Origin of the sequence: Solibacillus sp. FSL W7-1324 (genome assembly GCF_038008025.1) — a bacterium.
Classification (GTDB): domain Bacteria; phylum Bacillota; class Bacilli; order Bacillales_A; family Planococcaceae; genus Solibacillus.
Map to the genome: position 1 here is coordinate 1,297,503 of NZ_JBBOYH010000001.1, position 21,745 is coordinate 1,319,247.

The window sequence follows — 21,745 nt, forward strand, 5'->3', positions numbered from 1 at the left end:
CACACCTTTTTCATATTTAAAAATCTCGGTACATATAGTGTTTTGATAATGAATACTTCTAATTGGAGAAGATTACGGTATATAAAGGAGGCAATACAATTAGCGAGCATATTTTTCAGCAATTGGCAGAACGTACGAATGGTGATCTTTATATCGGCGTTGTAGGACCTGTTAGGGTAGGGAAATCCACGTTTGTTAAGAAGGTAATGGAAGGCGTGATTTTACCTAATATCGAAAATGCCGAGGACCGTATGCGGGCGATGGATGAACTTCCTCAAAGCTCACCTGGGCCTACTATCATGACGGCTGAACCAAAGTTTGTCCCAGCACAGGGAACTACGGTTGCCTTTGGGGAAAGTGCAATACCGTTTCGTGTTAGATTAGTAGATTGTGTAGGTTATGTGATTGATGGAGCAAAAGGCTATGAGGATGAGTCAGGACCGAAGTTTGTGCAAACACCGTGGCATAATGAAGCGATAGCGTTTCAGGAGGCTGCAAAAATCGGTACCGATAAAGTAATTCGTGACCATGCCAATATCGGAATTGTTGTGACAACAGACGGAACAGTAAATGGGATGTCGAGAGCAGCAGTTGAAAAAGCGGAACAGCAAATTATCGATCAGCTTACAGAGATCGGAAAGCCGTTTGTCATTGTACTGAATAGTACGACACCGCATTCAGCTGAAACAATGCATTTACAAAATGCTCTTACACAGAAGTATGATGTTCCTGTAATTCCGACAGCGATTCAACATATGCAGTTGAACGATGTCATGCTCATTTTGCAAGAAGCGTTATTTGAATTTAATGTAAATGAAATTCAAGTGGAAAAACCGGAATGGTTGGATGTTTTAGATGATACTCACCATTTAAATGAAACATTGGCATTTGCGACGGCGCAATTACAAGATGATTCAATGAAAATCCGTGACGTGGAAGCAGCGAGTCAACTGCTTCGCGAAATCGATTTTGTCGAAAGTTGCACCGTTGAAAATATTGATGCGGGACAGGGGATTGCGACATTACGTGTCAACATTCACAATGATTACTATAAGGAAACGTGTACCGAGTTTCTTGAAAAACCAATCGATACAAAGAAAGAGTGGCTCCTCTTTATTAAGGAAGCTTCAGAGGCAAAAGCGGCACAGCGTAGATTCCGCGATGCGATTGAACAGGCGAAGGAACACGGCTATGGTGTCACATTGCCTGCGATGGATGAATTTGATCCGAGCGAGCCGGAGCTGATCGAACAAAATAATTTCTATGGTGTGCGTATGAAGGCGAAAGCTCCTTCTTACCACATTATCCGAATTGATATGGAAGCGGAATTCTCGCCACTGATCGGATCCGAATTCCACAGTCAGCACTTGCTGAAAGACTTGCAGCATGCTTATGAATTTGACCGCCAGGCATTATGGCAAACTCAATTATTTGGAACACCGCTTCACGAAGTACTTACGGAAAGTATCCGTTTCAAAATGAAGAGTGTTCCGACACATGCGAAAAACAGAATGCGCCTCATGCTGGAAAGATTAATTAATGAAGGCGAAAGAGGTTTAATCACATTTATTATTTAACATACTAACGGAATAGGAAGTACCTACGATTACAGGGCCGTTCACTTTTATAGGTGAATTGTCCTGTAATTTTAGTTTTTTTTCAAAAAATGACGAAATATATACAAAACATGGAGGAATTCAGTTGCGTAGCGGTTTTCTGTATGTTAATCTTTTTACAGGATTTAGATTCATGACCCTTTGAGAGGAGGTGAATGGTGTGAATAAAACAGAATTAGTAAACTCTGTTGCTGAAGCTGCAGGTCTTTCTAAAAAAGACGCTTCTAAAGCAGTTGAAGCTGTATTTGATACAATTCAAGATGCTCTTGCAAAGGGTGACAAAGTACAATTAATCGGTTTTGGTAACTTTGAAGTTCGTGAGCGTGCAGCACGTAAAGGTCGTAACCCACAAACGGGTAAGGAAATCGAAATTGCTGCTTCTAAAGTACCTGCTTTCAAGCCAGGTAAAGCACTTAAGGACGCTGTAAAATAATTCAGTTTCTCGAGGTACATAGAGCAGCTCTCAGTCTAACTGAGAGCTGCTCTTTTTTACGTCTTCGGCTTAAGCGTCAGCTTCTCACACTATCAGGAAGTGGCGTTTTGCCCAATCGTAGCTGAACGGGCGCTTTGGCGCTTTTGTTCATTTCAGTTGTTTTTACCTGACTATGCTAAAAATAGTATAACTGTTTTGAACTTATGAGCTTTATGTGCTACGATTCAAGAGTGCATTTAACCTTTTTTGCTAACCTATAATTGGTTAGCGGGAAATTTAATATAGAATAAAAATAATTAGATATAGATTTATACATAATAAACGTTTTGGTTTGTAGGAGGAATTTGTTTCATGTCGAATGTCGATTTAAAAAAGATAGAAGAAGCAGTAAAAATGATTTTGGAAGCAGTTGGTGAAGATGTGACGCGTGAAGGATTACTGGATACACCAAAACGTGTTTCAAAAATGTATGCGGAGATGTTCAGCGGCTTACAGGAAGATCCGCGTGATTATTTCAGTACGGTATTCCATGAAGATCATGAGGAACTAGTTTTAGTGAAAGATATTCCATTTTATTCAATGTGTGAACATCACTTAGTTCCATTTTACGGAACAGCCCATATCGCCTACATACCTAAAGACGGAAAAGTTGCCGGCTTAAGTAAACTCGGACGCTGCCTCGAATCAGTAGCACGCCGCCCTCAGCTTCAGGAACGCATTACATCAACTGTAGCGGATACTATTATGGAAATGCTCAATCCTAAAGGAGTATATGTTGTTGTGGAAGCGGAACATATGTGTATGACAATGCGCGGATTGAAAAAACCGGGTTCTAAAACCGTGACAGCTGTTGCACGCGGCATTTATGAACAGGATGATATAAAGCGCAATGAAGTGAATACATTCATCCAAATGAAATAATAATAACAGTTATGGTATTATAGACAAAGAAATTAACACGTGGGGAGATTGTATAATGGGACAATCAGAGTATATTATTATCGAAGCAGAAGAAGATGGTGTACATGTTATTGGTTTAACACGCGGGACAGATACAAAATTTCACCATTCAGAAAAACTGGATGCGGGAGAAGTTATGATCGCCCAGTTTACTGAACATACATCTGCCATGAAAATCCGGGGGAAAGCTAAAATTCACTCTGCACATGGTGTCGTACAAAGTAAAAAGTAACATCTCGTAATTCTCATATAAATATTAAAATGTACGTAAGCTTTATCACATTGAAATGGAGTAATTTCTATGAATGCAACATCTATTACACAATCGGTTCAGAAGTTAAAATCTAATATTCTACAGCATGTTCATCATAGAGCATTACTTCAAAATGTTGGACAACCGACTCTACAGGAAGAACAGCTGTTTTTCATTCAGCTTCCTTTTTTAAATGGCGCTCCTATGACCGATGAACATCAGATCAGTGCGGTCACAGTGGGAATTGTCCATGCTTCACTGACAGAGCACGAAAAAGTGAAGGAAGTGGAAGCAACGAGTAAAGAACAGCAATTGCTTGTCCTTTCCGGTGATTATTATAGTGGTCGGTATTATCAGTTACTTGCACAAACGGGCAATATTTTTTTGATTCATAAGTTATCGGAAGGAATCGTAAAGCGTTGTGAACATCAGATCCGCATTTACGAGGAACAAAAACGGTCACTTGAACAGTGGATTGAAAGTTTAATGACGATTGAAAGTGAACTGATTGCACAATATTATGATGTATACGGTTTCACAGCCTATACAGGGCTGATGCAGCAAACGTTAACCTATATTCGTTTGAAAAAAGAGCTCGATTTATTGAGCAAGGGGGAGCCGAGCTTTTTAAATAAGGCATTTTCAGCGGATTTGACTATGATGGATTCTATAATTGAAGCCTTCCGGGATCATTTATATGACATGGAGCGACAATTGAGAGAAAACTTGAGGATTATCGATTTAACGGATGAATTAAAACATTCCATTGAGCAATACATCACTTTTTAGTGAATTTAGAAAGGTCTTGAATAATAATGGCGAAATCGAAAGAACAACATGTTCATGAAGTGTTTGAAAGCATTTCAGAGAGCTACGATAAAATGAACTCGGTCATTAGTTTCCAAATGCATGTTGGATGGCGTGAAGATACGATGAAACGTATGGCCGTAAAAAAAGGTTCCAAATGCCTTGATGTATGCTGCGGTACAGCTGATTGGACAATCGCACTATCGAAAGCTGTCGGTGATGAAGGGGACGTAAAAGGGCTTGATTTCAGTGAAAATATGCTGAAAGTCGGCAAGCAGAAAACCGAGAATATCCCGAATATCGAACTGATTCACGGAAATGCAATGGAACTACCATTTGAAGATAATACATTTGATTATGTAACAATTGGCTTTGGCTTACGAAATGTACCCGATTATATGCAAGTATTGCGTGAAATGAATCGGGTCGTTAAACCAGGAGGAATGGTAGTATGTCTGGAAACTTCCCAATCAGAAATTCCGGTATATCGCCAGCTTTTCCGTTTTTACTTTAATCATATTATGCCGCTGTTCGGAAAGATTTTTGCGAAAAGCTACAAAGAGTATTCATGGCTGCAAAAGTCCGCGAATGATTTTCCCGGCATGAAAAAATTAGCGCAAATGTTCCGGGAAGCCGGATATGAGAATGTCACATATAAACCATATAGCGGTGGGGCAGCAGCTATGCACATGGGTTTTAAGAAGAAATAAAAGTGGGAGTAGGTTTTGACGCGTGGAAAAGATGAAAATCAAAATGCTATATGCCGATATTAAATCAGATATAGAAGTCATCGAAAACGAATTGGAACAAGCGTTGAATTCATCTTCACACTTATTGAATGATGCCTCAGTTCATTTACTACAAGCCGGCGGGAAACGTATTCGACCAGTATTTACGTTACTAAGTGCCAAGTTTGGTGACTATAATATTGACCGAATGAAAAACATTGCTGTCCCATTGGAGCTTATTCATATGGGTTCATTGGTGCATGATGATGTAATTGACAATTCGGATATGCGCCGTGGCCGGGAAACGGTGAAAGCCCAGTGGAACAACCGTGTGGCAATGTACACAGGTAATTTTATATTTGCACGTGCATTACAATATGTTACAAGCATAGAAAATCCGAGAGCCCATCAAATATTAGCGAAAACAATGGTTGAGCTGGTAAATGGTGAAGTCATTCAAATTGAGGATAAGTTTCGTTTAGATCAAAGTTTGAAAGATTACTTCCGACGTATTAAACGTAAAACAGCTTTACTGATTGAATCAAGTTGTGAACTTGGAGCGGTCGTAAGCGGTGCCGATGAAAAAACAGCTCGGCATTTAAAGCGCTACGGTTACTTTGTAGGAATGAGCTTTCAAATAGTAGATGATATATTAGATTTTACAGCGACAGACAAACAGCTCGGCAAACCGGCGGGCAGTGATTTACTGAACGGGAATGTTACATTGCCGATATTGTTGATGAAAGACGATCCGCAGCTTGCCCCTTATTTGTCGAAAGTGGCATCAGAAGGATTAACAGAAGAAGAGCGCCAAAGTATGCTGGCACTGGTCCGCAATTCGGAAGCAATTAAAGAAGCAACCCATATTAGTAATTTGTATTTAAAAAAGGCTTTAAAAGAGGTCGAGGCATTGCCGAAACACCCAATGAAGAAAAAATTGCGTGATATTGCGCTGTTCATGGGGAAGAGAAAGTCTTAAAATAATCTAGCCAATTTATGGGCAAATCTAATATTTGTTGCAGTATGAGTAGGATTTTGGTAATATTTATCGGTAGGTGTAAAACCTTTTACTCAAATTTAAGGAGTGTTTATAATGGCAATCGAAAAAACATTTTTAATGGTTAAACCAGATGGCGTTGAACGTCAAGTAATCGGAGATATCGTTGACCGTTTTGAGCGTCGCGGTTTCGTAATGCGCGGAGCAAAATTAATGGTACCAACTCGTGAATTAGCTGAAAAACACTATGCAGAGCACGCTGAGCGTCCTTTCTTCGGTGAATTAGTAGACTTCATCACTTCAGGCCCAGTATTCGGTATGGTTTGGGAAGGCGAAAACGTTATCCAATTATCTCGTATCATGATGGGTGCTACAAAACCAGAAGAATCAGCTCCTGGTACAATCCGCGGTGACTACGCTGTAACTTTATCACACAACGTAATCCACGGTTCTGACTCTTTAGCTTCTGCTGAGCGTGAAATCGGTTTATGGTTCCCAGAAGGAATCGCTGAATAATTAAACATACAGAAAAGCTATCACTTTTAAGTGGTAGCTTTTTTTATATGGAACAGGAAAAACCGGGACTATTAATGGTATAATAAATCGGAATAATGAAACTATTTATGGAATACATACGTATAAAAAGTATCGATTTAAATTAGTAGAAAGGGTGACATCCATGTTCTGGGTAATGATTACAATAGTCGCTGTAGTAGGGATTTTGACAGATACGTACACGAAAAATAAAAATATTGAACTAAAGCGCCTTGATAAAGAAATCAAGCTGGAAAAACTAAGACTCGAAACTTATGATAAAGAAACAGCGAAGATGCAGCTTGAATTGGAACAGACGAAGCAATTACTGCTTGAATCACAACTAACAGACCGACCTGACAAAGTAAAATAATAATTAGAGGAGCGTAATGAAGCGTATGGAAGATATTATTATTTTGTGCATTATTTTTGGTTCGGGTGCTACGATTGCATTAACCGCAATAATGACAGCACACAAACGATCGAGTATGAAGCTGCAAATCAAAATGTTGGAGAAAGAGGCCGAGCTGGAACAGATTCGCTTACAGAGCTATCATTCCGAGACGGAAAAGATGAGGCTTGAACTAGAACAATCGAAACAACTTTTGCTGGAAAGACACATTGATTAATGTTTATGGACAAAATCTGTTTCGGGTTCTGAAGTTTTCGGCTATAATAGGCATACGTTAGATGAGGGGAAAGATGAATAATGTCAGATTATGTCCAATTTATTGATGGCATTAAGCGCAAAACGGGCATTGATTTAGCTCTATATAAAGAAGCGCAGATGAAACGTCGGTTAACATCATTATATGAGAAAAAGGGATATCGGAACTTCGTAGATTTTTATAGTGCATTGGAGAAAGACCGCGAACTGATGAACGAATTTTTAGATCGCATGACGATTAACGTTTCGGAGTTTTACCGCAACGGAAAACGGTGGGAAGTTTTGCAGAATAAAATTTTCCCTTTATTGCTCCAAACTAATAAACGTCCGAAAATATGGAGTGCGGCTTGTTCGACTGGAGAAGAGCCATACAGCTTGGCAATGGTATTGTCCCATCATTTACCTTTATCTCAAGTGAATATCCTGGCAACAGATTTGGATGAAAATGTTATCCAAAAAGCGAAATTGGGTCTTTACCCGGAACGCTCACTTGCAGAAGTACCAAAACCGGTTCAGTCAAAGTATTTCATTCAAGAAGGCCAGTTTTACAAAGTTAAAGATGAAATTAAGCGCACGGTTAATTTTAAAAAACATAATTTACTAAAGGACCCTTATGAGTCGAATTTTGATCTGATTGTTTGCCGGAATGTCATGATCTATTTTACAGAAGAAGCGAAAGATCAGATCTATGCAAATTTCAGTAAAGCATTGCGACCAGGTGGCATTTTGTTTGTAGGGTCAACTGAGCAGATATTTAATCCTGCAAAATATGACTTTGAAGTAGAAGATACATTTTTTTACCGTAAAAAATAATAGTACAATTTATAGATGCTCTGTAGAACGTAGAAGCTTTAGTTGAGATATACTTTAAAAAGCTATATATGAATGCGCTTTTCGGATAATAGAGCGAAAAGCGTATTTTTGTTTCTTTTCGCTGACAAATGTGTCGTTTTCTAGTTGGAACGTTCAGAATATTCTAAAATAGATTATCGGCTGGCGGAAACAGTACTGTTATTTAATTTGAAATATGTTATAGTGAAAAATACATACTTTAGCGAGTTGAAGGGAGAAAGTGTTTAATGCGTTATTTAACAGCAGGTGAGTCACACGGACCACAATTAACAACAATTATTGAGGGGTTACCTTCTTTACTTCCGGTAACAGCAGAAAAAATTAATTATGATTTAAAACGTCGTCAAGGTGGTCATGGTCGTGGTCGTCGCATGCAGATTGAGACAGATACAGTGGAAATTGTATCGGGAGTCCGTCACGGAAAAACATTAGGCTCACCAGTCGCATTAGTCGTTACAAATGATGACTGGAAGCATTGGACGAAAATTATGGGTGCGGCAGAATTGCCGGAAGATATCGATCCATCTGAAATTAAACGCCAAATCTCACGTCCACGTCCAGGTCATGCGGACTTGGTCGGAGGGATGAAATACGGTCACCGCGATTTGCGTAACGTACTGGAGCGTTCAAGTGCACGTGAAACGACAGTACGTGTGGCAGTTGGCTCTGTCGCAAAAGCATTGTTGAACGAGCTTGGAATTTCCATTGTTTCACATGTTACGGAAATTGTAGGGATTAAAGCAGACAGCAGCTTGCTGGAAGGTAAATCCGCAGACGAAATCCGTACAATCATTGAAAACGACCCATGTTACTGTATCGATCCTGATGCTTCAGCAAAAATGGTGACAGCCATTGATGAAGCAAAACAGGCAGGGGACTCAATCGGCGGTGTCGTAGAAGTCATTGTAGAAGGTTTACCGGCGGGAATCGGCTCTTATGTGCATTACGACCGCAAATTGGATGCAAAACTGGCATCTGCAATGTTAAGCATCAATGCATTTAAAGGCGTTGAGTTTGGTATCGGGTTTGAAATGGCACGTAAAAAAGGTTCGGAAGTACATGACGAAATTTTATGGGATGACGAAAAGGGCTATACACGCGCAACAAATCGTTTAGGCGGTTTGGAAGGCGGTATGACGACAGGGATGCCGATTGTCGTACGAGGCGTGATGAAGCCAATCCCAACATTATATAAGCCGTTGCAAAGTGTTGACATTGAAACGAAAGAGCCTTTTAAAGCAAGTGTGGAGCGTTCTGACAGCTGTGCAGTACCTGCAGCATCCATCGTTGCAGAACATGTTATTGCCTGGGAAATCGCAAACGCTATCGTTGAGCAGTTCCATAGTGACCAATTACCACAATTAAAGGCGCAGTTGGATGAAATGCGTCAGTACACGAAGGAGTATTAATATGGAGATTCCGGTTCGCACTCCTTCGCACTCGTACGCTGTAACGATTGGGAATGGGATATTACGTGATGCATTGACAGCACAGCATGATTTGCTTACTAAAGCAGATAAAATCATTGTATTGACAGATGAAAATGTTTGGGCAGCACAGCAAAGCTATTTTGAAGGGAATTTCCCGTACACGTTTGAAGTACATGTTATGCCGGCAGGGGAAACATGTAAAAGCTTTGAAAATTATAATGATGTGCAAACATATTTACTTAAGCAAAAGTGTACAAGAAAATCGCTTATTATCGCATTTGGCGGTGGTGCAGTCGGCGATTTGGCCGGGTTTGTTGCTGCAACATATATGCGGGGCATTCCGTTCATCCAAGTGCCGACAACAATTTTGGCACATGATTCAGCTGTTGGGGGAAAGACGGCCATCAATCACGAACTAGGGAAAAATATGATCGGTGCATTTTACCAGCCGGAAGCCGTTATTTTCGATACCGTATTTTTACATAGTCTTTCCGAAAAAGAAGTACGCTCAGGGATGGCGGAAGTTATTAAGCATGCGTTGATTTCCGATGCACAATGGGTGGAAGAGCTACTTGAGGGAGATCATGTAACGGAACTTCCGGAAGAACTGTTGGCAAATTATTTGGCACATGGCATTCAAGTAAAAGCGACGATTGTCGAGCAGGATGAAACCGAACAGTCCGTCAGAAAGTATCTTAATCTAGGGCATACATACGGGCATGCGATTGAAGCAGCAGCAGGCTATGGACGTGTAGCGCATGGTGAAGCTGTGATGATTGGCCTTATTTATGCACTTCTATTGAGCGAAGAATACGGTAAAGTTAATCACCAATTTACGAAACGCTTTTTACATTTTGCAATGGAAAACGGCTATCCGTTTGAAGCTGTTCATGAATTTACATTCGATCAGCTGATTGAATATTTACTGAAAGATAAAAAAGCCGACTATGGACAACTGCAGTTCGTGCTGCTTGAAACGATTGGACAACCATTTGTCCAAAAGGTTGAACTTGAACAATGCCGAGAAATTGATCGTCAACTAAGAGCATTATTAGCGGAGGTGTAGCAATGATTCGTGGAATTCGCGGTGCAATTACGATTGCTGAAGATAAAGCCGAATATGTATGGGGAGAAACGGCAAGATTAGTGAAAGAAGTTGCGAAACAAAATAATATTGAACCGGAAGATATTGCCTCTGTGACAATTTCTACAACGCCGGATATTCATTCGGCTTTTCCTGCCAAGTCGGTACGTTCGATGCCGGGGTGGCAGTATGTACCGATTATGTGCATGCATGAAATGGATGTGCCTGGTGCATTGCCATTATGTATTCGTGTATTATTACATGTGAATACGGAAACGCCACAGGACAAAATCCAACATATATACTTAGAAGATGCGGTAAAATTAAGACCAGATTTAGTGAAATAATTGCGAGTTAGAGGAGACGTTAAGGATGAAATGGAAACAACAGTTATTTGGAATGAAAGCTTACAAACCGGGAAAACCAATTGAAGAGGTTAAGAAGCTATTCGGTTTGGATGAAGTCGTAAAGCTCGCTTCAAATGAAAATCCTTTTGGCAGCTCACCAAAAGTAAAACAATTTTTACAAAAAGATGAATCCAATCATGCAATATATCCGGACGGTTATGCTCAAAACTTACGAACATCATTGGCGAATTTCTATGGTGTTGATGAAAATGAAATCATTTTAGGAAATGGTTCGGATGATTTAATCGCAATCATTACCCGTGCATTACTATATCCAGGTGTGAACACCGTCATGGCAGATTTATCATTTTCTCAATACTGGCATAATGCAGAGATTGAAGGGGCAGAAATCCGTAAAGTACCATTGAAAAATGGTGTCCATGATTTAGAAGCAATGCTGGAGGCAATTGATGAAAATACATCGGTTGTATGGGTATGTAATCCGAACAATCCGACAGGTACTATCGTATCGGATGAAGCATTGAGTGCTTTCTTGGCTAAAGTGCCAAAGGATGTTTTCATTGTATTGGACGAAGCTTATGTGGAATACATAAACGATGCCTCTTATAAAGATACATTGCATTATTTCCGTGACTATCCGAATTTAATTTTATTGCGTACATTCTCAAAAGCGTATGGACTGGCTTCTTTCCGCGTTGGTTACGGAATTGCCCAACCAGATGTTATTGCGAAGCTTGACCCTGTGCGTGCACCGTTCAACAATACAATCCTAAGCCAGCAAGTAGCGCAAATCGCACTACAGGACCAGGAATACATTGCCAGCTGTCGTGAAGCAAATGAAATTGGTAAAAAGCAGTTTGTAGAATTTTGCGAGCAGCACGGTTTAAATTATTTCCCATCCCAAACGAACTTTGTCATGTTTGAAGTGAAGGCTCCAAGTAATGTTGTATTTGAAGAGATGATGAAGCGCGGATTTATTATCCGAAGCGGTGCAGCATTAGGATTGGAAGGCTACATTCGTGTGACAATCGGTACAGAAGCTCAAAATGCGAGATTTTTACAGTTGCTTGAAGAAGTCTTAAATGAACAAGGAGTACTTGCATGACACGAAATGTCTTCGTAATCGGACTAGGGTTAATTGGTGGATCTGTAGCGATGGCTTTGCAGAAGGCACCACAAACAAAAGTGTTCGGCTATGATGCTCATGAACAAACACGACAATTAGCGGACACTTTACAGGTCGTTCATGAAGTTGTTAAAAATCCTGCTGAGTTTGCAAAAGAAGCGGATGTAATTATATTTGGTACACCGGTAAATGTGACACTCGACTTTATGGAACAGCTGAAGTCGTGGGAATTGAAGCGCAATGTCATTATTACAGATACAGGCAGTACGAAAGCGAAAATTATGGAAAAAGCAGTAGAGCTGCGGCAACTGGGTATTACATTTATCGGCGGGCATCCAATGGCGGGTTCCCATAAAAGCGGTATTACAGCAGCAAAACCCTATTTACTGGAAAATGCCTATTATATGCTGACACCCCATGAAGGGGAAGAGCTTGAAAAACTTGCTGCACTGGATGATCTGCTGAAATTTACACTCGGGAAGATGGTCGTTGTCGATGCGAAGGTACATGATCATATGACAGCTGTTGTCAGCCATTTCCCGCATATTATCGCGGCATCTTTAGTACATCAGCTTAATAGTGAAAAACAGACATATCCAATGACCTCTTCATTAGCTGCAGGCGGTTTCCGTGATATTACACGTATTGCTTCATCAAATCCTGCTTTATGGCGTGATATTACAATGCAAAATAAGCAGGAATTGGTCGGACAGCTTGATAATTGGCTTAACGAAATGCAGCGTGTGCGTGATCTATTGGCTGAAGGTGATGCGAAAGCGATCGAGAACTACTTCAGTGAAGCGCGTGATGTCCGGGACAGTTTACCGATTGCGAACGGTGCCTTGTATATACCGTACGATCTTTATGTCGATATCCCGGATTATCCAGGGGTCATTTCAGAAGTCACAGGCTTATTGGCTGAAAATAATATAAGTATTACAAATATACGTATCGTAGAAACACGTGTTGATGTATTCGGGATTCTGGTCATCAGTTTCCAGACAAATGAAGACCGGGAACGTGCGGCACAATGTATTGAACACAAGGCGAAGTACGATACATATATTTCATAATGGCAAAAGGGATCTTCTAAAAAGGGGGGGCATAAATGAGTAAAACATTGCATTACAATCAACCGTCATTACAGGGAGATATTACGGTACCGGGTGACAAATCGGTATCACACCGCTCTGTTATGTTCGGCTCCATTGCAAAAGGAAAAACGACGGTCAGCGGCTTCTTATTAGGTGAAGACTGCCTTCGTACAATCGACTGCTTCCAAAAGCTTGGGGTAGACATTGAGGTTGACGGGACAGACGTAACGATAGACAGTCCGGGAATAGATGGGTGGACTGAACCGAAAGAAGTCCTTTATACAGGAAACTCAGGTACGACAACACGTTTAATGTTAGGGCTGTTATCCGGCACAAAATTACATACAATCATGACAGGTGACGCATCGATCGGTAAGCGTCCTATGCGTCGTGTGGCAGATCCATTACGTTTAATGGGTGCGCAAATTGCCGGACGAGAAAATGGACAATATACGCCACTCGCAATCCAAGGTGGCTCGTTAAAAGCGATCGACTACAAAATGCCTGTTGCCAGTGCCCAGGTGAAATCAGCTATTCTGCTTGCCGGTATACGTGCTGAAGGTACAACGGTTGTCCGTGAGGAAGAAATTTCACGTGATCATACAGAACGTATGCTGCGCCAGTTCGGGGCAACGGTAACAGTTGAAGATGGGGTCGTGTCATTGCAAGGCGGTCAAACCCTGACTGGAACACATGTAAATGTACCCGGCGATATTTCATCGGCTGCATTTTTCCTAGTTGCCGGTGCTATTGCGAAAAACAGCAAAATTATTCTGAATAACGTGGGGGTCAATGAAACACGTGACGGCATTTTAGAAGTACTTCAAAACATGGGTGCGAAAATGGCCATCTCAATCGATGACGAGAACGCGGCAGAACCAACCGCTACGATTACGATTGAAACTTCCGATCTAAAAGGAACAACAGTGGAGGGCGCGATTATTCCCCGCCTAATCGATGAAATTCCGATTATTGCACTGCTTGCGACACAAGCTGCCGGTAAAACAATCATTAAAGATGCAGAAGAGCTAAAAGTAAAAGAAACAAACCGTATTGATGCGGTTGTAAATGAGTTAAAGAAACTAGGCGCAAATATTGAAGCGACAGAAGACGGCATGGTCATTGAAGGCCCGACTCCTTTACATGGTGGAAGCTTGAAAACATATGGTGATCACCGTATTGGAATGATGGGTGCGATCGCAGCGCTAGTTGCGGATGGGGAAGTTGAATTGGACGATGCGGATTGTATCTCCGTTTCCTACCCGACTTTTTTTGAACATGTTAATAGTATAATAAAATAATAATTTACGGAGATGTAAAAAGAACTTCCTTTTTGCATCTCCTTTTTACTTTGTTCAAATGAATTTTAAAAACATCCGAATTCTTTTTCTTGTGATGCATTGCTTCGTCATGTAGCATAATATTGAGAACAAAAGAAAAAGGTGAAATACACATGGAACTATTACTACAAGCGATTCAAGAAGGAAATTTAGAGGAGATTAACCGACTTCTTGAATCTTTTTTAATGGATGCTGAACCCGCAGCACAATATGAAGTAGCCGAAGCACTTATGCATTACGGATTTTTAAATGAAGCAGACCGTGTATTTGAGCATCTTCAATTTTTATTTCCTGAAGAAGCGCAAATTTCAATCGACCGTGCAAGTGTTTTAATTGAACTTGGCGAAGAGGATAATGCCCTCGATTTATTAATGGGGATTGCCGATGACGCGCCGGAATACCCTCAAGCGCTGTTAGTATTGGCCGACTATTATCAAATGCAGGGGTTATTTGAAGTGGCGGAACAACGGATTAATGATGCGTTGCAAATTTTACCGCATGAACCTTTACTTCAATTTGCCAAAGCAGAATTATTATTTGAAACAGGTCGTTTTACAGAAGCTGTTCGAATTTATGAAGAGCTGTATGCGATCGATAAAAAGTTTGCTGGTATAATTTTAGCCCAGCGTCTTGCAGAAGTTTACCGTGCTGGTGCAGGTTATGAAACGGCTCTGGATTATTATATGGAAGCACTTGAAGAAGAAGTTACAGCAGACTTGCTGTTTGGTTCGGCTTATGCAGCGTTCCAGACGGAAAAATATGAACTAGCTATAAAACAGCTGGAAGATTTAAAAGAGTTGGACCCTGATTATTTCTCAGCTTATTTACTGCTGGCTGAAAGTTATGCAATGCTCGAGGATAATGAACGTGCCTTAAAAGTTATTAAAGAAGGTCTTAAACGAGACGAATACGATAAATCCCTCTATTTATTTGCGGGGAAAATGGCGATTAAAAATGGCAAACAGCAGGAAGCGATAGAGTTTTTAAGTGAGGCCATTGCATTGGACCCTGAATATATGGAAGCGATTTTAGTATTGATGTCTGTTTACAATACCGAACAACGCTATGAAGAAATTATTTCACTATATGAACAATTGCATCAAAATGAATTCGAATGGGTCGCTTTATATCCATTTGTAGCCAATGCTTATAATGAAGAAGAACTGTTCGAAAAAGCATACGAAATTTACAAAGAGGCATATAATGAATTTAACGATGATGTTGAGTTTTTAGAGAAATATTTTGTGTTTTTAGTTGAGGACGGCAAGCGTGATGAAGGAAAGAAAATTGCCGAGCGACTTGTCCAATTACAGCCTTCTGAACAGCAATGGACTGATTTATTAGAACGCTTTGAGTAAAGGGAGGATTGCATGTTGACATATTCCGTACCACTGAATGACAAAAAGTTGTTTATCAGGTGGTTTTTGAAAAATTTCCAGTTAAAAAGACGTGAAGGTGTATGGATTTTAAATTACTTACTAAGTAATGACGATTTGCTGAAAAATGTTCATTTCGTTGATGAAGCACATTATTGCCCGCGTTCCATAGTAATGTCGACAATTGAAACAACAAGTATCCCATTCCGTTTTTATAAAGAAAATATTATGACATCCGATGCCGAAAAAGCATTTCATGATTTACGAATCAATGCCCACGAAGCAATTTATTTTCAGCTGAATTTCCCGAGCGTACCGCCTGATCCTCTGTATTTGGCGGTACTGGAGGAAAATCCTTACGTACCGGCTGATATCTTCATCAGTGAAAAAGACCGTCTAGCAGCCGAGCGTTTGCTGGAGAATAGTGTACTAGAATTCCAGGAACAGCAACTGCTAAAAGAAATTGATGAAGCACTGGATAGTGGAGATAAAGAACGTTTTTTCGAGTTATCTAATTTATTGCAAGCATTAAAGCATACGAAGTAATTTTATACTTTATTAAAAAAATTACTTCTTTCCTATTTTCAGAAGTTTAAAGGTACTAGGAGGAAAGAATATGAACTTTATAGTAAAAGATGTAGAACAGTTCCAGGCTCAGAAGCAATTTATAGATACGGCAATTGTCCCGCTCGTGCAATTGGATTTTTCGGATCAAGGAATGAAGCAGAGCAGTTCTGCTTCAGAATATTTAATGACGTTGACGAATTTTATAGAACAGCAGTTTAAAGGACGTCTTTTATTATTGCCCCCCTTTTCATATACAATGGGAACCAAGTCAGATAAAATGCCGGCAGCAATGGAAAAAGAATTGAAGGAAGCAGGTTTTAAAGCAGTGGTCTTTATTACCTGTGACCATTCTTGGACTGAATTTAAAGAATATTTAAATATTATTTGGCTTCCGGCTATCCCACTTGAGTCTATGGACCAGGGTGTTAAACAGAGAATATTGGAAGATCAGCTAAAACAAGTCATCCCGACTTTTACGAAAATTTGGGTTTAACGAGCATTTTTGTGCTACATTTGTTTCATTAAATGTTCACAAACTACACTTTTGGAAATGAATGCTATATTGACCAACTTATTCAGTTGATATATCATAGATATGTCCTAGTTATTTACTATTTTTAAAAGTATATGTCCGTTGGACTGACCTTTTAGTAAGAGGGGGGAAAAGGATGAGTAGGAATCGAGTTACAAGACGTCAATTTTTAACTTATACAATTACTGGTGTAGGTGGATTTATGGCGGCAGGAATGTTAATGCCAATGGTACGTTTTGCTATTGACCCAATTCTTCAGTCAAAAGAAGATGGTGATTTTGTACAAACAAGCAAAAAAATTGCCGAAATTACAGAAGTTCCGGTAAAAGTGGACTTTTCGTATGAACAGACGGATGGCTGGTACAAATCAGAAGTAGCAGATGCTGCCTGGGTTTACAAAGAAGGCGACGAAATCATCGCAATGTCACCTGTATGTAAGCATTTAGGGTGTACTGTAAACTGGGAAAGTGATCCAAATCACCCGAATCAATTCTTCTGTGCATGTCATGGAGGGCGTTATGAAAAAAATGGTGTAAACGTAAAAGGAACACCGCCTCTTGGACCATTGGATATGTATGAAGTGTCAGAAAATGATGGTTTCTTAATGCTTGGGAAAAAAATCGCTAACACACACAGTAACTAAATAAGTTAGGGGGTACGACACAGTGCTAAATAAAATTTATGATTGGGTCGATGAACGTTTAGATATTACTCCTATTTGGCGTGATATTGCCGACCATGAAGTGCCAGAGCACGTTAACCCTGCCCATCACTTTTCAGCATTCGTTTACTGTTTCGGAGGATTAACATTCTTTATTACAGTAATTCAAATTCTATCAGGTATGTTCTTAACGATGTATTACGTACCAGATGTAGAGAATGCTTGGAAATCAGTTTATTATTTACAAAACGAAGTAGCATTCGGTGAAATCGTTCGTGGTATGCACCATTGGGGGGCATCTTTAGTAATTGTCATGATGTTCTTACATACACTTCGTGTATTCTTCACAGGTTCATATAAAAAACCGCGTGAATTAAACTGGTTAGTTGGTGTAGGTATCTTTGCCATTATGTTAGGTTTAGGTTTCACAGGTTATTTATTGCCATGGGATATGAAAGCGTTATTCGCTACTAAAGTAGGTATCGAGATTGCTGCATCTGTTCCGTTTTTAGGTGAAACAATAAAAGTATTATTAGCTGGGGATTCTACGATTATCGGGGCGCAAACTTTAACTCGTTTCTTTGCCATTCATGTATTCTTCTTACCAGCAGCATTATTTGCATTATTGGCAGTTCACTTTATTATGATCCGCCGCCAAGGTATTTCAGGACCTCTATGATCCGAAATTAATTGTACTATTTTTTAAGGAGGGGACACTATGCAACGCGGAAAAGGTATGAAGTTCGTAGGTGATTCACGTGTTAAAGCGAATAACCGTATGCCGAACGTGCCAAAAGATTATTCCGAGTATCCGGGGAAAACAGAAGCTTTCTGGCCTGACTTCTTATTAAAAGAATGGATGGTAGGTGCAGTTTTCTTAATCGGTTATTTATTATTAACTGTCGCACATCCTTCACCACTTGAAGGTCCGGCAGATCCAACCAATGCATCGTATATACCGTTACCGGACTGGTACTTCCTATCAATGTACCAGCTATTAAAATACTCTTATGCATCTGGTCCATATAACGTCATTGGCGCAATGGTTATTCCAGGTATTGCATTTGGTTCATTAGCATTGGTACCATTTTTAGATAGAACACCTGAACGTCGACCATTTAAACGACCATTACCGACAGCATTTATGTTGTTGGCAGTAGCAGCACTTATTTATACAACATGGGAATCTGTTCAGGCTACTAACTGGGAAGCAGTTCATGCGCAAGGTGAAATTACAGATAAACATTTAGGCTTACTTCCGGATGTTGAAGTAGATGAAACGTCCGAAGGCTATGAAATCTATCAGGCTCAAGCTTCATGTATTGGCTGTCATGGTGGAGACTTGGCCGGGGTATCCGGACCAATGCTTCTTGGCAATGAGTTATCAGCCGAAGAAGTTCAGGAAGTAATTAAGAACGGACGAGGCGGTATGCCAGCTGGAGCATTTACAGGTACAGAGGAAGAACTTGAAGTTTTAGCTGAATTTATCGCAGGATTAAAAGAAGCTGAATAATAATTTTTAAACTGGAGAGTCAGAATATTGACTCTCTTTTTAATTTTCATTTAGTTGTAGGATGCATAATATACATTGTATGCTTGCGTAACGATTAAGAACATATATAATAAAAGACGTACAATAGTTGGTTTAGTTGCACACAATACATAATACAGAGTAAAGAAGAATGTAGAAGAAAAAGGTGAACAAATGAAAGCATATATGATGCAATTATGGTACGTATTAAACCATCGTGCCTTTTTAACCTTACTGCTTATTATTAACTTGCTAGGCACCGTGTACGGCTATTACTGGTACCGGGGACAGTTGGCAGTAACAGAACCGATTTACTATATATTCGTACCGGATTCGCCCACAGCAAGCTTATTTTTCTGTTTTGCTATTATCGGATGGCTTATCGGTAAAAATTTCAGGTTAATGGAAGTGCTTGCCTTTATTACCTTAATTAAATATGGCTTATGGGCAGTTGCGATGAACCTTCTGACGTTTGCAGAGAATGGACAGTTGGGAGCAGACGGATGGATGCTCGTTGCTTCCCATTTTTTAATGGCAGTACAGGCTGTTCTGTATTTACCGAAATACCGATTCAAAATGTGGCACGTGATGGTTGCTGCTATTTGGACATTGCATAACGATGTAATCGACTATTTGTTTGGCCAAATGCCATTTTACAGAGTCATTTACCAGTATCCAAGCGAAATCGGGTACTTCACTTTTTGGCTTTCGATAGCATGTATAGTCTTTGCTTTTCTTGAAAGTCGTAAGCGGGAATATTTGCAACAAGACTAGAAAGCCTTTAAAATTAAAGTATAGAAAGAGATAGAAGGGGAGTTAGATAATAGTGATGTATATTATTTACTTTATCATCATTTTGCTGTTGCCAATTTACGCACAAATGAAGGTAAAAAGTACGTACAAAAAGTTTGCTAAAGTGTCTGCTGAAAAAGGAATGACAGGTGCTCAAGTAGCACGTTATATTTTAGATCAACATGGTTTAACAGATGTTCGTGTAGTACCGACTCAAGGTTTTTTGGCTGACCATTATAATCCTGCCACTAAAACGGTTGCTTTGTCTGAGGACAACTATTACAATTCTTCAATTGCCGGTACTGCTGTAGCAGCGCACGAAGTTGGTCACGCGATGCAGCATGCGGAGGCTTATTCGTTTTTAACATTGCGTTCGAAATTAGTGCCGGTCGCTAATATTTCATCGAATATGTCTTGGATTTTTGTGATTATTGGTATGCTTGGTTCAATTCCATCATTGTTATTGCTAGGTATTGTGTTATTAGCGGCAGGTGTTTTATTCCAAATCATCACATTGCCGGTAGAGTTCGATGCATCCAAACGTGCGATGAATGAAGTCGTATCGTTAGGTATTATCAACAATTCTGAAGAGCGCTCAGCAAGCAAAGTATTAAATGCGGCAGCAATGACATATGTTGCAGCAGCAGCTGTAGCAGTAATGGAGCTATTACGTTTAATCCTAATTTATACAGGCATGAATTCTGAAGATTAATATTTAATAGAAATTAGAAAAAGTCATTTTCCCATTGTGGAAAATGACTTTTTTGAATATTATTCAACCTTTTACTAACTTATTAAGTTGTGTCCGCTTTGATTAAACGGGAGTTGATTGGAATGGAGGGTGGCAGCCTCCTGCGGGAAAAGCGCGAGGGAGAGACTACAGGCTCGAGCCGCGCCCGCGGAAAGCGTCCGCCCACAGTGGAAATCAACGGACAATATTTAAAAATGCAAATAAATATACTTCAAAAGACTAATTTATCGGCTGTTTTTTATCGTCCAGTGTGAAGCCTTCACCAGTTACATCGCGGACATCCATGATGGATACGAATGCGTGCGGATCGACACCATGAACGATATTTTTTAGACGGACAAGTTCGTTTCGGCCGATGACACAGTACAGAACATCCCGGTGTTCTTTTGTAAAGTGACCATGACCGTCAAAAACGGTTACGCCGCGGTCCATATTATTTGTAATTAAGTTTGCGATCTCATCGGACTTTACTGAAATAATAAATGCACCTTTTGCTGAATACGCACCTTCCTGCACTAAATCGATTACACGGCCGCCGACATACACAGCGACTAATGTATACATCATCGAACGGGCATCCAAAAACGTCATCCATGAGAAAAGAATGACAAAAAAGTCAAAGCCGAACATCGTTTTACCCATACTCCAACCAAGATATTTATTTGCGAGTCGGGCTAAAATATCGACCCCACCGGTTGTACCGCCGAATCGGAAAACAATTCCTAAACCGATCCCGACAAATACCCCTGCAAATAATGAGACAAGGAATAGATCATCCTTCAAGTTCATATCGACTTCATAAATTTGGAAGATTTTCAAAAATACCGATACACTAAGTGTACCGATGATCGTATAGATAAATGCTTTTTTCCCTAGTAAACGCCATCCAAGTATAAACATTGGAATATTTAATAACAAATTCATTAATGCTGGGTCCCAATTTAGTGTAAAATATAAAATAAGTGTAATACCACTAAATCCACCTTCACCCAGTTGGTTTTGCATATTGAAGTGGACAAAACCGAAACTGAATATTGCGGAACCGATAAGTATTCCGATGATATTCTGTATTTTTATTCCTTGCATAGTAAACCTCCTAAAATCGGTTGAGTAAGAATATATGTGTTGGAGCAGAAAAAAGGTTACATTGTTTATTATGTTTGATTTTTCCGCATTTGACAACAATATGAATGAACACAGGAATGTCACATTTTATTACTCGAAATTAATTAAACAGGGATAAAAA

Annotated in this window: 26 protein-coding genes; 25 read left to right on the top strand and 1 reads right to left on the bottom strand. The window is 39.9% G+C overall.

Going from position 1 to position 21,745, the window contains the following annotated elements; translation table 11 throughout:
• Window positions 1-62: 62 nt before the first annotated feature.
• The 25 genes from spoIVA to MKY71_RS06365 all read left to right on the top strand — a co-directional run bounded on the left by spoIVA (window position 63) and on the right by MKY71_RS06365 (window position 20,460).
• The gene (spoIVA, locus tag MKY71_RS06245; RefSeq protein WP_339175856.1) at window positions 63-1,577 is read left to right on the top strand and encodes a stage IV sporulation protein A; all 1,515 of its coding nucleotides are present in this window, start codon (window positions 63-65) and stop codon (window positions 1,575-1,577) included.
• A 199-nt stretch (window positions 1,578-1,776) separates the two neighbouring features.
• Window positions 1,777-2,049, top strand: coding sequence for an HU family DNA-binding protein (locus tag MKY71_RS06250; protein ID WP_004232618.1), 273 nt, complete (start codon window positions 1,777-1,779; stop codon window positions 2,047-2,049).
• A 351-nt stretch (window positions 2,050-2,400) separates the two neighbouring features.
• Window positions 2,401-2,970, top strand: a complete 570-nt coding sequence (folE, locus tag MKY71_RS06255; protein ID WP_339175857.1) for a GTP cyclohydrolase I FolE — start codon at window positions 2,401-2,403, stop codon at window positions 2,968-2,970.
• A gap of 55 nt (window positions 2,971-3,025) precedes the next feature.
• Window positions 3,026-3,241, top strand: a complete 216-nt coding sequence (mtrB, locus tag MKY71_RS06260; protein ID WP_339175858.1) for a trp RNA-binding attenuation protein MtrB — start codon at window positions 3,026-3,028, stop codon at window positions 3,239-3,241.
• A gap of 69 nt (window positions 3,242-3,310) precedes the next feature.
• Entirely contained in the window at window positions 3,311-4,051 is a 741-nt protein-coding gene (locus tag MKY71_RS06265; protein WP_339198593.1) for a heptaprenyl diphosphate synthase component 1, read from the top strand.
• A 26-nt stretch (window positions 4,052-4,077) separates the two neighbouring features.
• Window positions 4,078-4,779, top strand: a complete 702-nt coding sequence (locus tag MKY71_RS06270; RefSeq protein ID WP_339175862.1) for a demethylmenaquinone methyltransferase — start codon at window positions 4,078-4,080, stop codon at window positions 4,777-4,779.
• A gap of 22 nt (window positions 4,780-4,801) precedes the next feature.
• Window positions 4,802-5,776 carry a heptaprenyl diphosphate synthase component II gene (gene hepT, locus MKY71_RS06275; protein ID WP_339175863.1) on the top strand — a complete coding sequence of 325 codons (975 nt, stop codon included), beginning with the start codon at window positions 4,802-4,804 and terminating at the stop codon, window positions 5,774-5,776.
• 114 nt (window positions 5,777-5,890) lie between these two features.
• Complete coding sequence (gene ndk, locus MKY71_RS06280) at window positions 5,891-6,310, top strand: nucleoside-diphosphate kinase (protein WP_339175864.1); 420 nt, start codon at window positions 5,891-5,893, stop codon at window positions 6,308-6,310.
• A gap of 163 nt (window positions 6,311-6,473) precedes the next feature.
• Entirely contained in the window at window positions 6,474-6,701 is a 228-nt protein-coding gene (locus MKY71_RS06285; protein ID WP_339175866.1) for a hypothetical protein, read from the top strand.
• A gap of 16 nt (window positions 6,702-6,717) precedes the next feature.
• Entirely contained in the window at window positions 6,718-6,957 is a 240-nt protein-coding gene (locus MKY71_RS06290) for a hypothetical protein (RefSeq protein ID WP_340731909.1), read from the top strand.
• Window positions 6,958-7,037: 80 nt separating this feature from the next.
• A complete protein-coding gene (locus tag MKY71_RS06295) occupies window positions 7,038-7,808 on the top strand; it encodes a CheR family methyltransferase (RefSeq protein WP_339175868.1) in 771 nt (256 codons plus the stop codon).
• Between the two features lie 266 nt (window positions 7,809-8,074).
• Window positions 8,075-9,256, top strand: a complete 1,182-nt coding sequence (aroC, locus tag MKY71_RS06300; RefSeq protein WP_339198599.1) for a chorismate synthase — start codon at window positions 8,075-8,077, stop codon at window positions 9,254-9,256.
• A gap of 1 nt (window position 9,257) precedes the next feature.
• Entirely contained in the window at window positions 9,258-10,343 is a 1,086-nt protein-coding gene (aroB, locus tag MKY71_RS06305) for a 3-dehydroquinate synthase (protein ID WP_340731910.1), read from the top strand.
• Window positions 10,344-10,345: 2 nt separating this feature from the next.
• Window positions 10,346-10,708, top strand: a complete 363-nt coding sequence (gene aroH / locus MKY71_RS06310) for a chorismate mutase (protein ID WP_339175872.1) — start codon at window positions 10,346-10,348, stop codon at window positions 10,706-10,708.
• Window positions 10,709-10,733: 25 nt separating this feature from the next.
• Window positions 10,734-11,834, top strand: a complete 1,101-nt coding sequence (gene hisC / locus MKY71_RS06315) for a histidinol-phosphate transaminase (protein WP_340731911.1) — start codon at window positions 10,734-10,736, stop codon at window positions 11,832-11,834.
• Window positions 11,831-12,928 carry a prephenate dehydrogenase gene (locus MKY71_RS06320; RefSeq protein ID WP_340731912.1) on the top strand — a complete coding sequence of 366 codons (1,098 nt, stop codon included), beginning with the start codon at window positions 11,831-11,833 and terminating at the stop codon, window positions 12,926-12,928. Before hisC ends, MKY71_RS06320 begins: the two co-directional genes overlap by 4 nt.
• 35 nt (window positions 12,929-12,963) lie before the next feature.
• Window positions 12,964-14,250, top strand: coding sequence for a 3-phosphoshikimate 1-carboxyvinyltransferase (gene aroA, locus MKY71_RS06325; protein ID WP_340731913.1), 1,287 nt, complete (start codon window positions 12,964-12,966; stop codon window positions 14,248-14,250).
• A 152-nt stretch (window positions 14,251-14,402) separates the two neighbouring features.
• Window positions 14,403-15,647: a tetratricopeptide repeat protein gene (locus tag MKY71_RS06330; protein WP_340731914.1), complete on the top strand. Its 1,245-nt coding sequence runs from the start codon at window positions 14,403-14,405 to the stop codon at window positions 15,645-15,647.
• 15 nt (window positions 15,648-15,662) lie between these two features.
• On the top strand, window positions 15,663-16,211 hold the full coding sequence (locus tag MKY71_RS06335; protein ID WP_339175879.1) for a ReoY family proteolytic degradation factor: 549 nt from the start codon (window positions 15,663-15,665) through the stop codon (window positions 16,209-16,211).
• Between the two features lie 70 nt (window positions 16,212-16,281).
• Window positions 16,282-16,725, top strand: a complete 444-nt coding sequence (locus MKY71_RS06340) for a YpiF family protein (RefSeq protein WP_339175881.1) — start codon at window positions 16,282-16,284, stop codon at window positions 16,723-16,725.
• 175 nt (window positions 16,726-16,900) lie between these two features.
• On the top strand, window positions 16,901-17,407 hold the full coding sequence (locus MKY71_RS06345; protein WP_339175883.1) for a ubiquinol-cytochrome c reductase iron-sulfur subunit: 507 nt from the start codon (window positions 16,901-16,903) through the stop codon (window positions 17,405-17,407).
• Window positions 17,408-17,429: 22 nt separating this feature from the next.
• The gene (gene qcrB / locus MKY71_RS06350) at window positions 17,430-18,104 is read left to right on the top strand and encodes a menaquinol-cytochrome c reductase cytochrome b subunit (protein WP_339175884.1); all 675 of its coding nucleotides are present in this window, start codon (window positions 17,430-17,432) and stop codon (window positions 18,102-18,104) included.
• Between the two features lie 39 nt (window positions 18,105-18,143).
• Entirely contained in the window at window positions 18,144-18,938 is a 795-nt protein-coding gene (locus tag MKY71_RS06355) for a menaquinol-cytochrome c reductase cytochrome b/c subunit (protein ID WP_339175885.1), read from the top strand.
• Between the two features lie 192 nt (window positions 18,939-19,130).
• Window positions 19,131-19,730 (top strand): DUF1405 domain-containing protein, encoded by a 600-nt coding sequence (locus MKY71_RS06360; RefSeq protein WP_340731915.1) that lies wholly within the window; start codon window positions 19,131-19,133, stop codon window positions 19,728-19,730.
• A 55-nt stretch (window positions 19,731-19,785) separates the two neighbouring features.
• A complete protein-coding gene (locus MKY71_RS06365; protein ID WP_339176581.1) occupies window positions 19,786-20,460 on the top strand; it encodes a zinc metallopeptidase in 675 nt (224 codons plus the stop codon).
• Window positions 20,461-20,718: 258 nt separating this feature from the next.
• On the opposite strand, the gene MKY71_RS06370 is transcribed toward MKY71_RS06365, so the two are convergent.
• Complete coding sequence (locus MKY71_RS06370; protein ID WP_339175887.1) at window positions 20,719-21,585, bottom strand: YitT family protein; 867 nt, start codon at window positions 21,583-21,585, stop codon at window positions 20,719-20,721.
• Window positions 21,586-21,745: the final 160 nt, after the last annotated feature.

What these genes read in the sequence shown, in the direction of transcription:
- MKY71_RS06365 (WP_339176581.1), top strand. Translation starts at nt 19,786, where the DNA reads ATGTATATTATTTACTTTATCATCATTTTGCTGTTGCCAATTTACGCA.
- folE (WP_339175857.1), top strand. Translation starts at nt 2,401, where the DNA reads ATGTCGAATGTCGATTTAAAAAAGATAGAAGAAGCAGTAAAAATGATT.
- MKY71_RS06345 (WP_339175883.1), top strand. Translation starts at nt 16,901, where the DNA reads ATGAGTAGGAATCGAGTTACAAGACGTCAATTTTTAACTTATACAATT.
- MKY71_RS06330 (WP_340731914.1), top strand. Translation starts at nt 14,403, where the DNA reads ATGGAACTATTACTACAAGCGATTCAAGAAGGAAATTTAGAGGAGATT.
- MKY71_RS06355 (WP_339175885.1), top strand. Translation starts at nt 18,144, where the DNA reads ATGCAACGCGGAAAAGGTATGAAGTTCGTAGGTGATTCACGTGTTAAA.
- aroB (WP_340731910.1), top strand. Translation starts at nt 9,258, where the DNA reads ATGGAGATTCCGGTTCGCACTCCTTCGCACTCGTACGCTGTAACGATT.
- MKY71_RS06320 (WP_340731912.1), top strand. Translation starts at nt 11,831, where the DNA reads ATGACACGAAATGTCTTCGTAATCGGACTAGGGTTAATTGGTGGATCT.
- hisC (WP_340731911.1), top strand. Translation starts at nt 10,734, where the DNA reads ATGAAATGGAAACAACAGTTATTTGGAATGAAAGCTTACAAACCGGGA.
- MKY71_RS06265 (WP_339198593.1), top strand. Translation starts at nt 3,311, where the DNA reads ATGAATGCAACATCTATTACACAATCGGTTCAGAAGTTAAAATCTAAT.
- aroC (WP_339198599.1), top strand. Translation starts at nt 8,075, where the DNA reads ATGCGTTATTTAACAGCAGGTGAGTCACACGGACCACAATTAACAACA.
- MKY71_RS06270 (WP_339175862.1), top strand. Translation starts at nt 4,078, where the DNA reads ATGGCGAAATCGAAAGAACAACATGTTCATGAAGTGTTTGAAAGCATT.
- MKY71_RS06370 (WP_339175887.1), bottom strand. Translation starts at nt 21,585, where the DNA reads ATGCAAGGAATAAAAATACAGAATATCATCGGAATACTTATCGGTTCC.
- MKY71_RS06340 (WP_339175881.1), top strand. Translation starts at nt 16,282, where the DNA reads ATGAACTTTATAGTAAAAGATGTAGAACAGTTCCAGGCTCAGAAGCAA.
- ndk (WP_339175864.1), top strand. Translation starts at nt 5,891, where the DNA reads ATGGCAATCGAAAAAACATTTTTAATGGTTAAACCAGATGGCGTTGAA.
- MKY71_RS06295 (WP_339175868.1), top strand. Translation starts at nt 7,038, where the DNA reads ATGTCAGATTATGTCCAATTTATTGATGGCATTAAGCGCAAAACGGGC.
- MKY71_RS06360 (WP_340731915.1), top strand. Translation starts at nt 19,131, where the DNA reads ATGAAAGCATATATGATGCAATTATGGTACGTATTAAACCATCGTGCC.
- MKY71_RS06285 (WP_339175866.1), top strand. Translation starts at nt 6,474, where the DNA reads ATGTTCTGGGTAATGATTACAATAGTCGCTGTAGTAGGGATTTTGACA.
- MKY71_RS06290 (WP_340731909.1), top strand. Translation starts at nt 6,718, where the DNA reads ATGAAGCGTATGGAAGATATTATTATTTTGTGCATTATTTTTGGTTCG.
- aroA (WP_340731913.1), top strand. Translation starts at nt 12,964, where the DNA reads ATGAGTAAAACATTGCATTACAATCAACCGTCATTACAGGGAGATATT.
- mtrB (WP_339175858.1), top strand. Translation starts at nt 3,026, where the DNA reads ATGGGACAATCAGAGTATATTATTATCGAAGCAGAAGAAGATGGTGTA.
- aroH (WP_339175872.1), top strand. Translation starts at nt 10,346, where the DNA reads ATGATTCGTGGAATTCGCGGTGCAATTACGATTGCTGAAGATAAAGCC.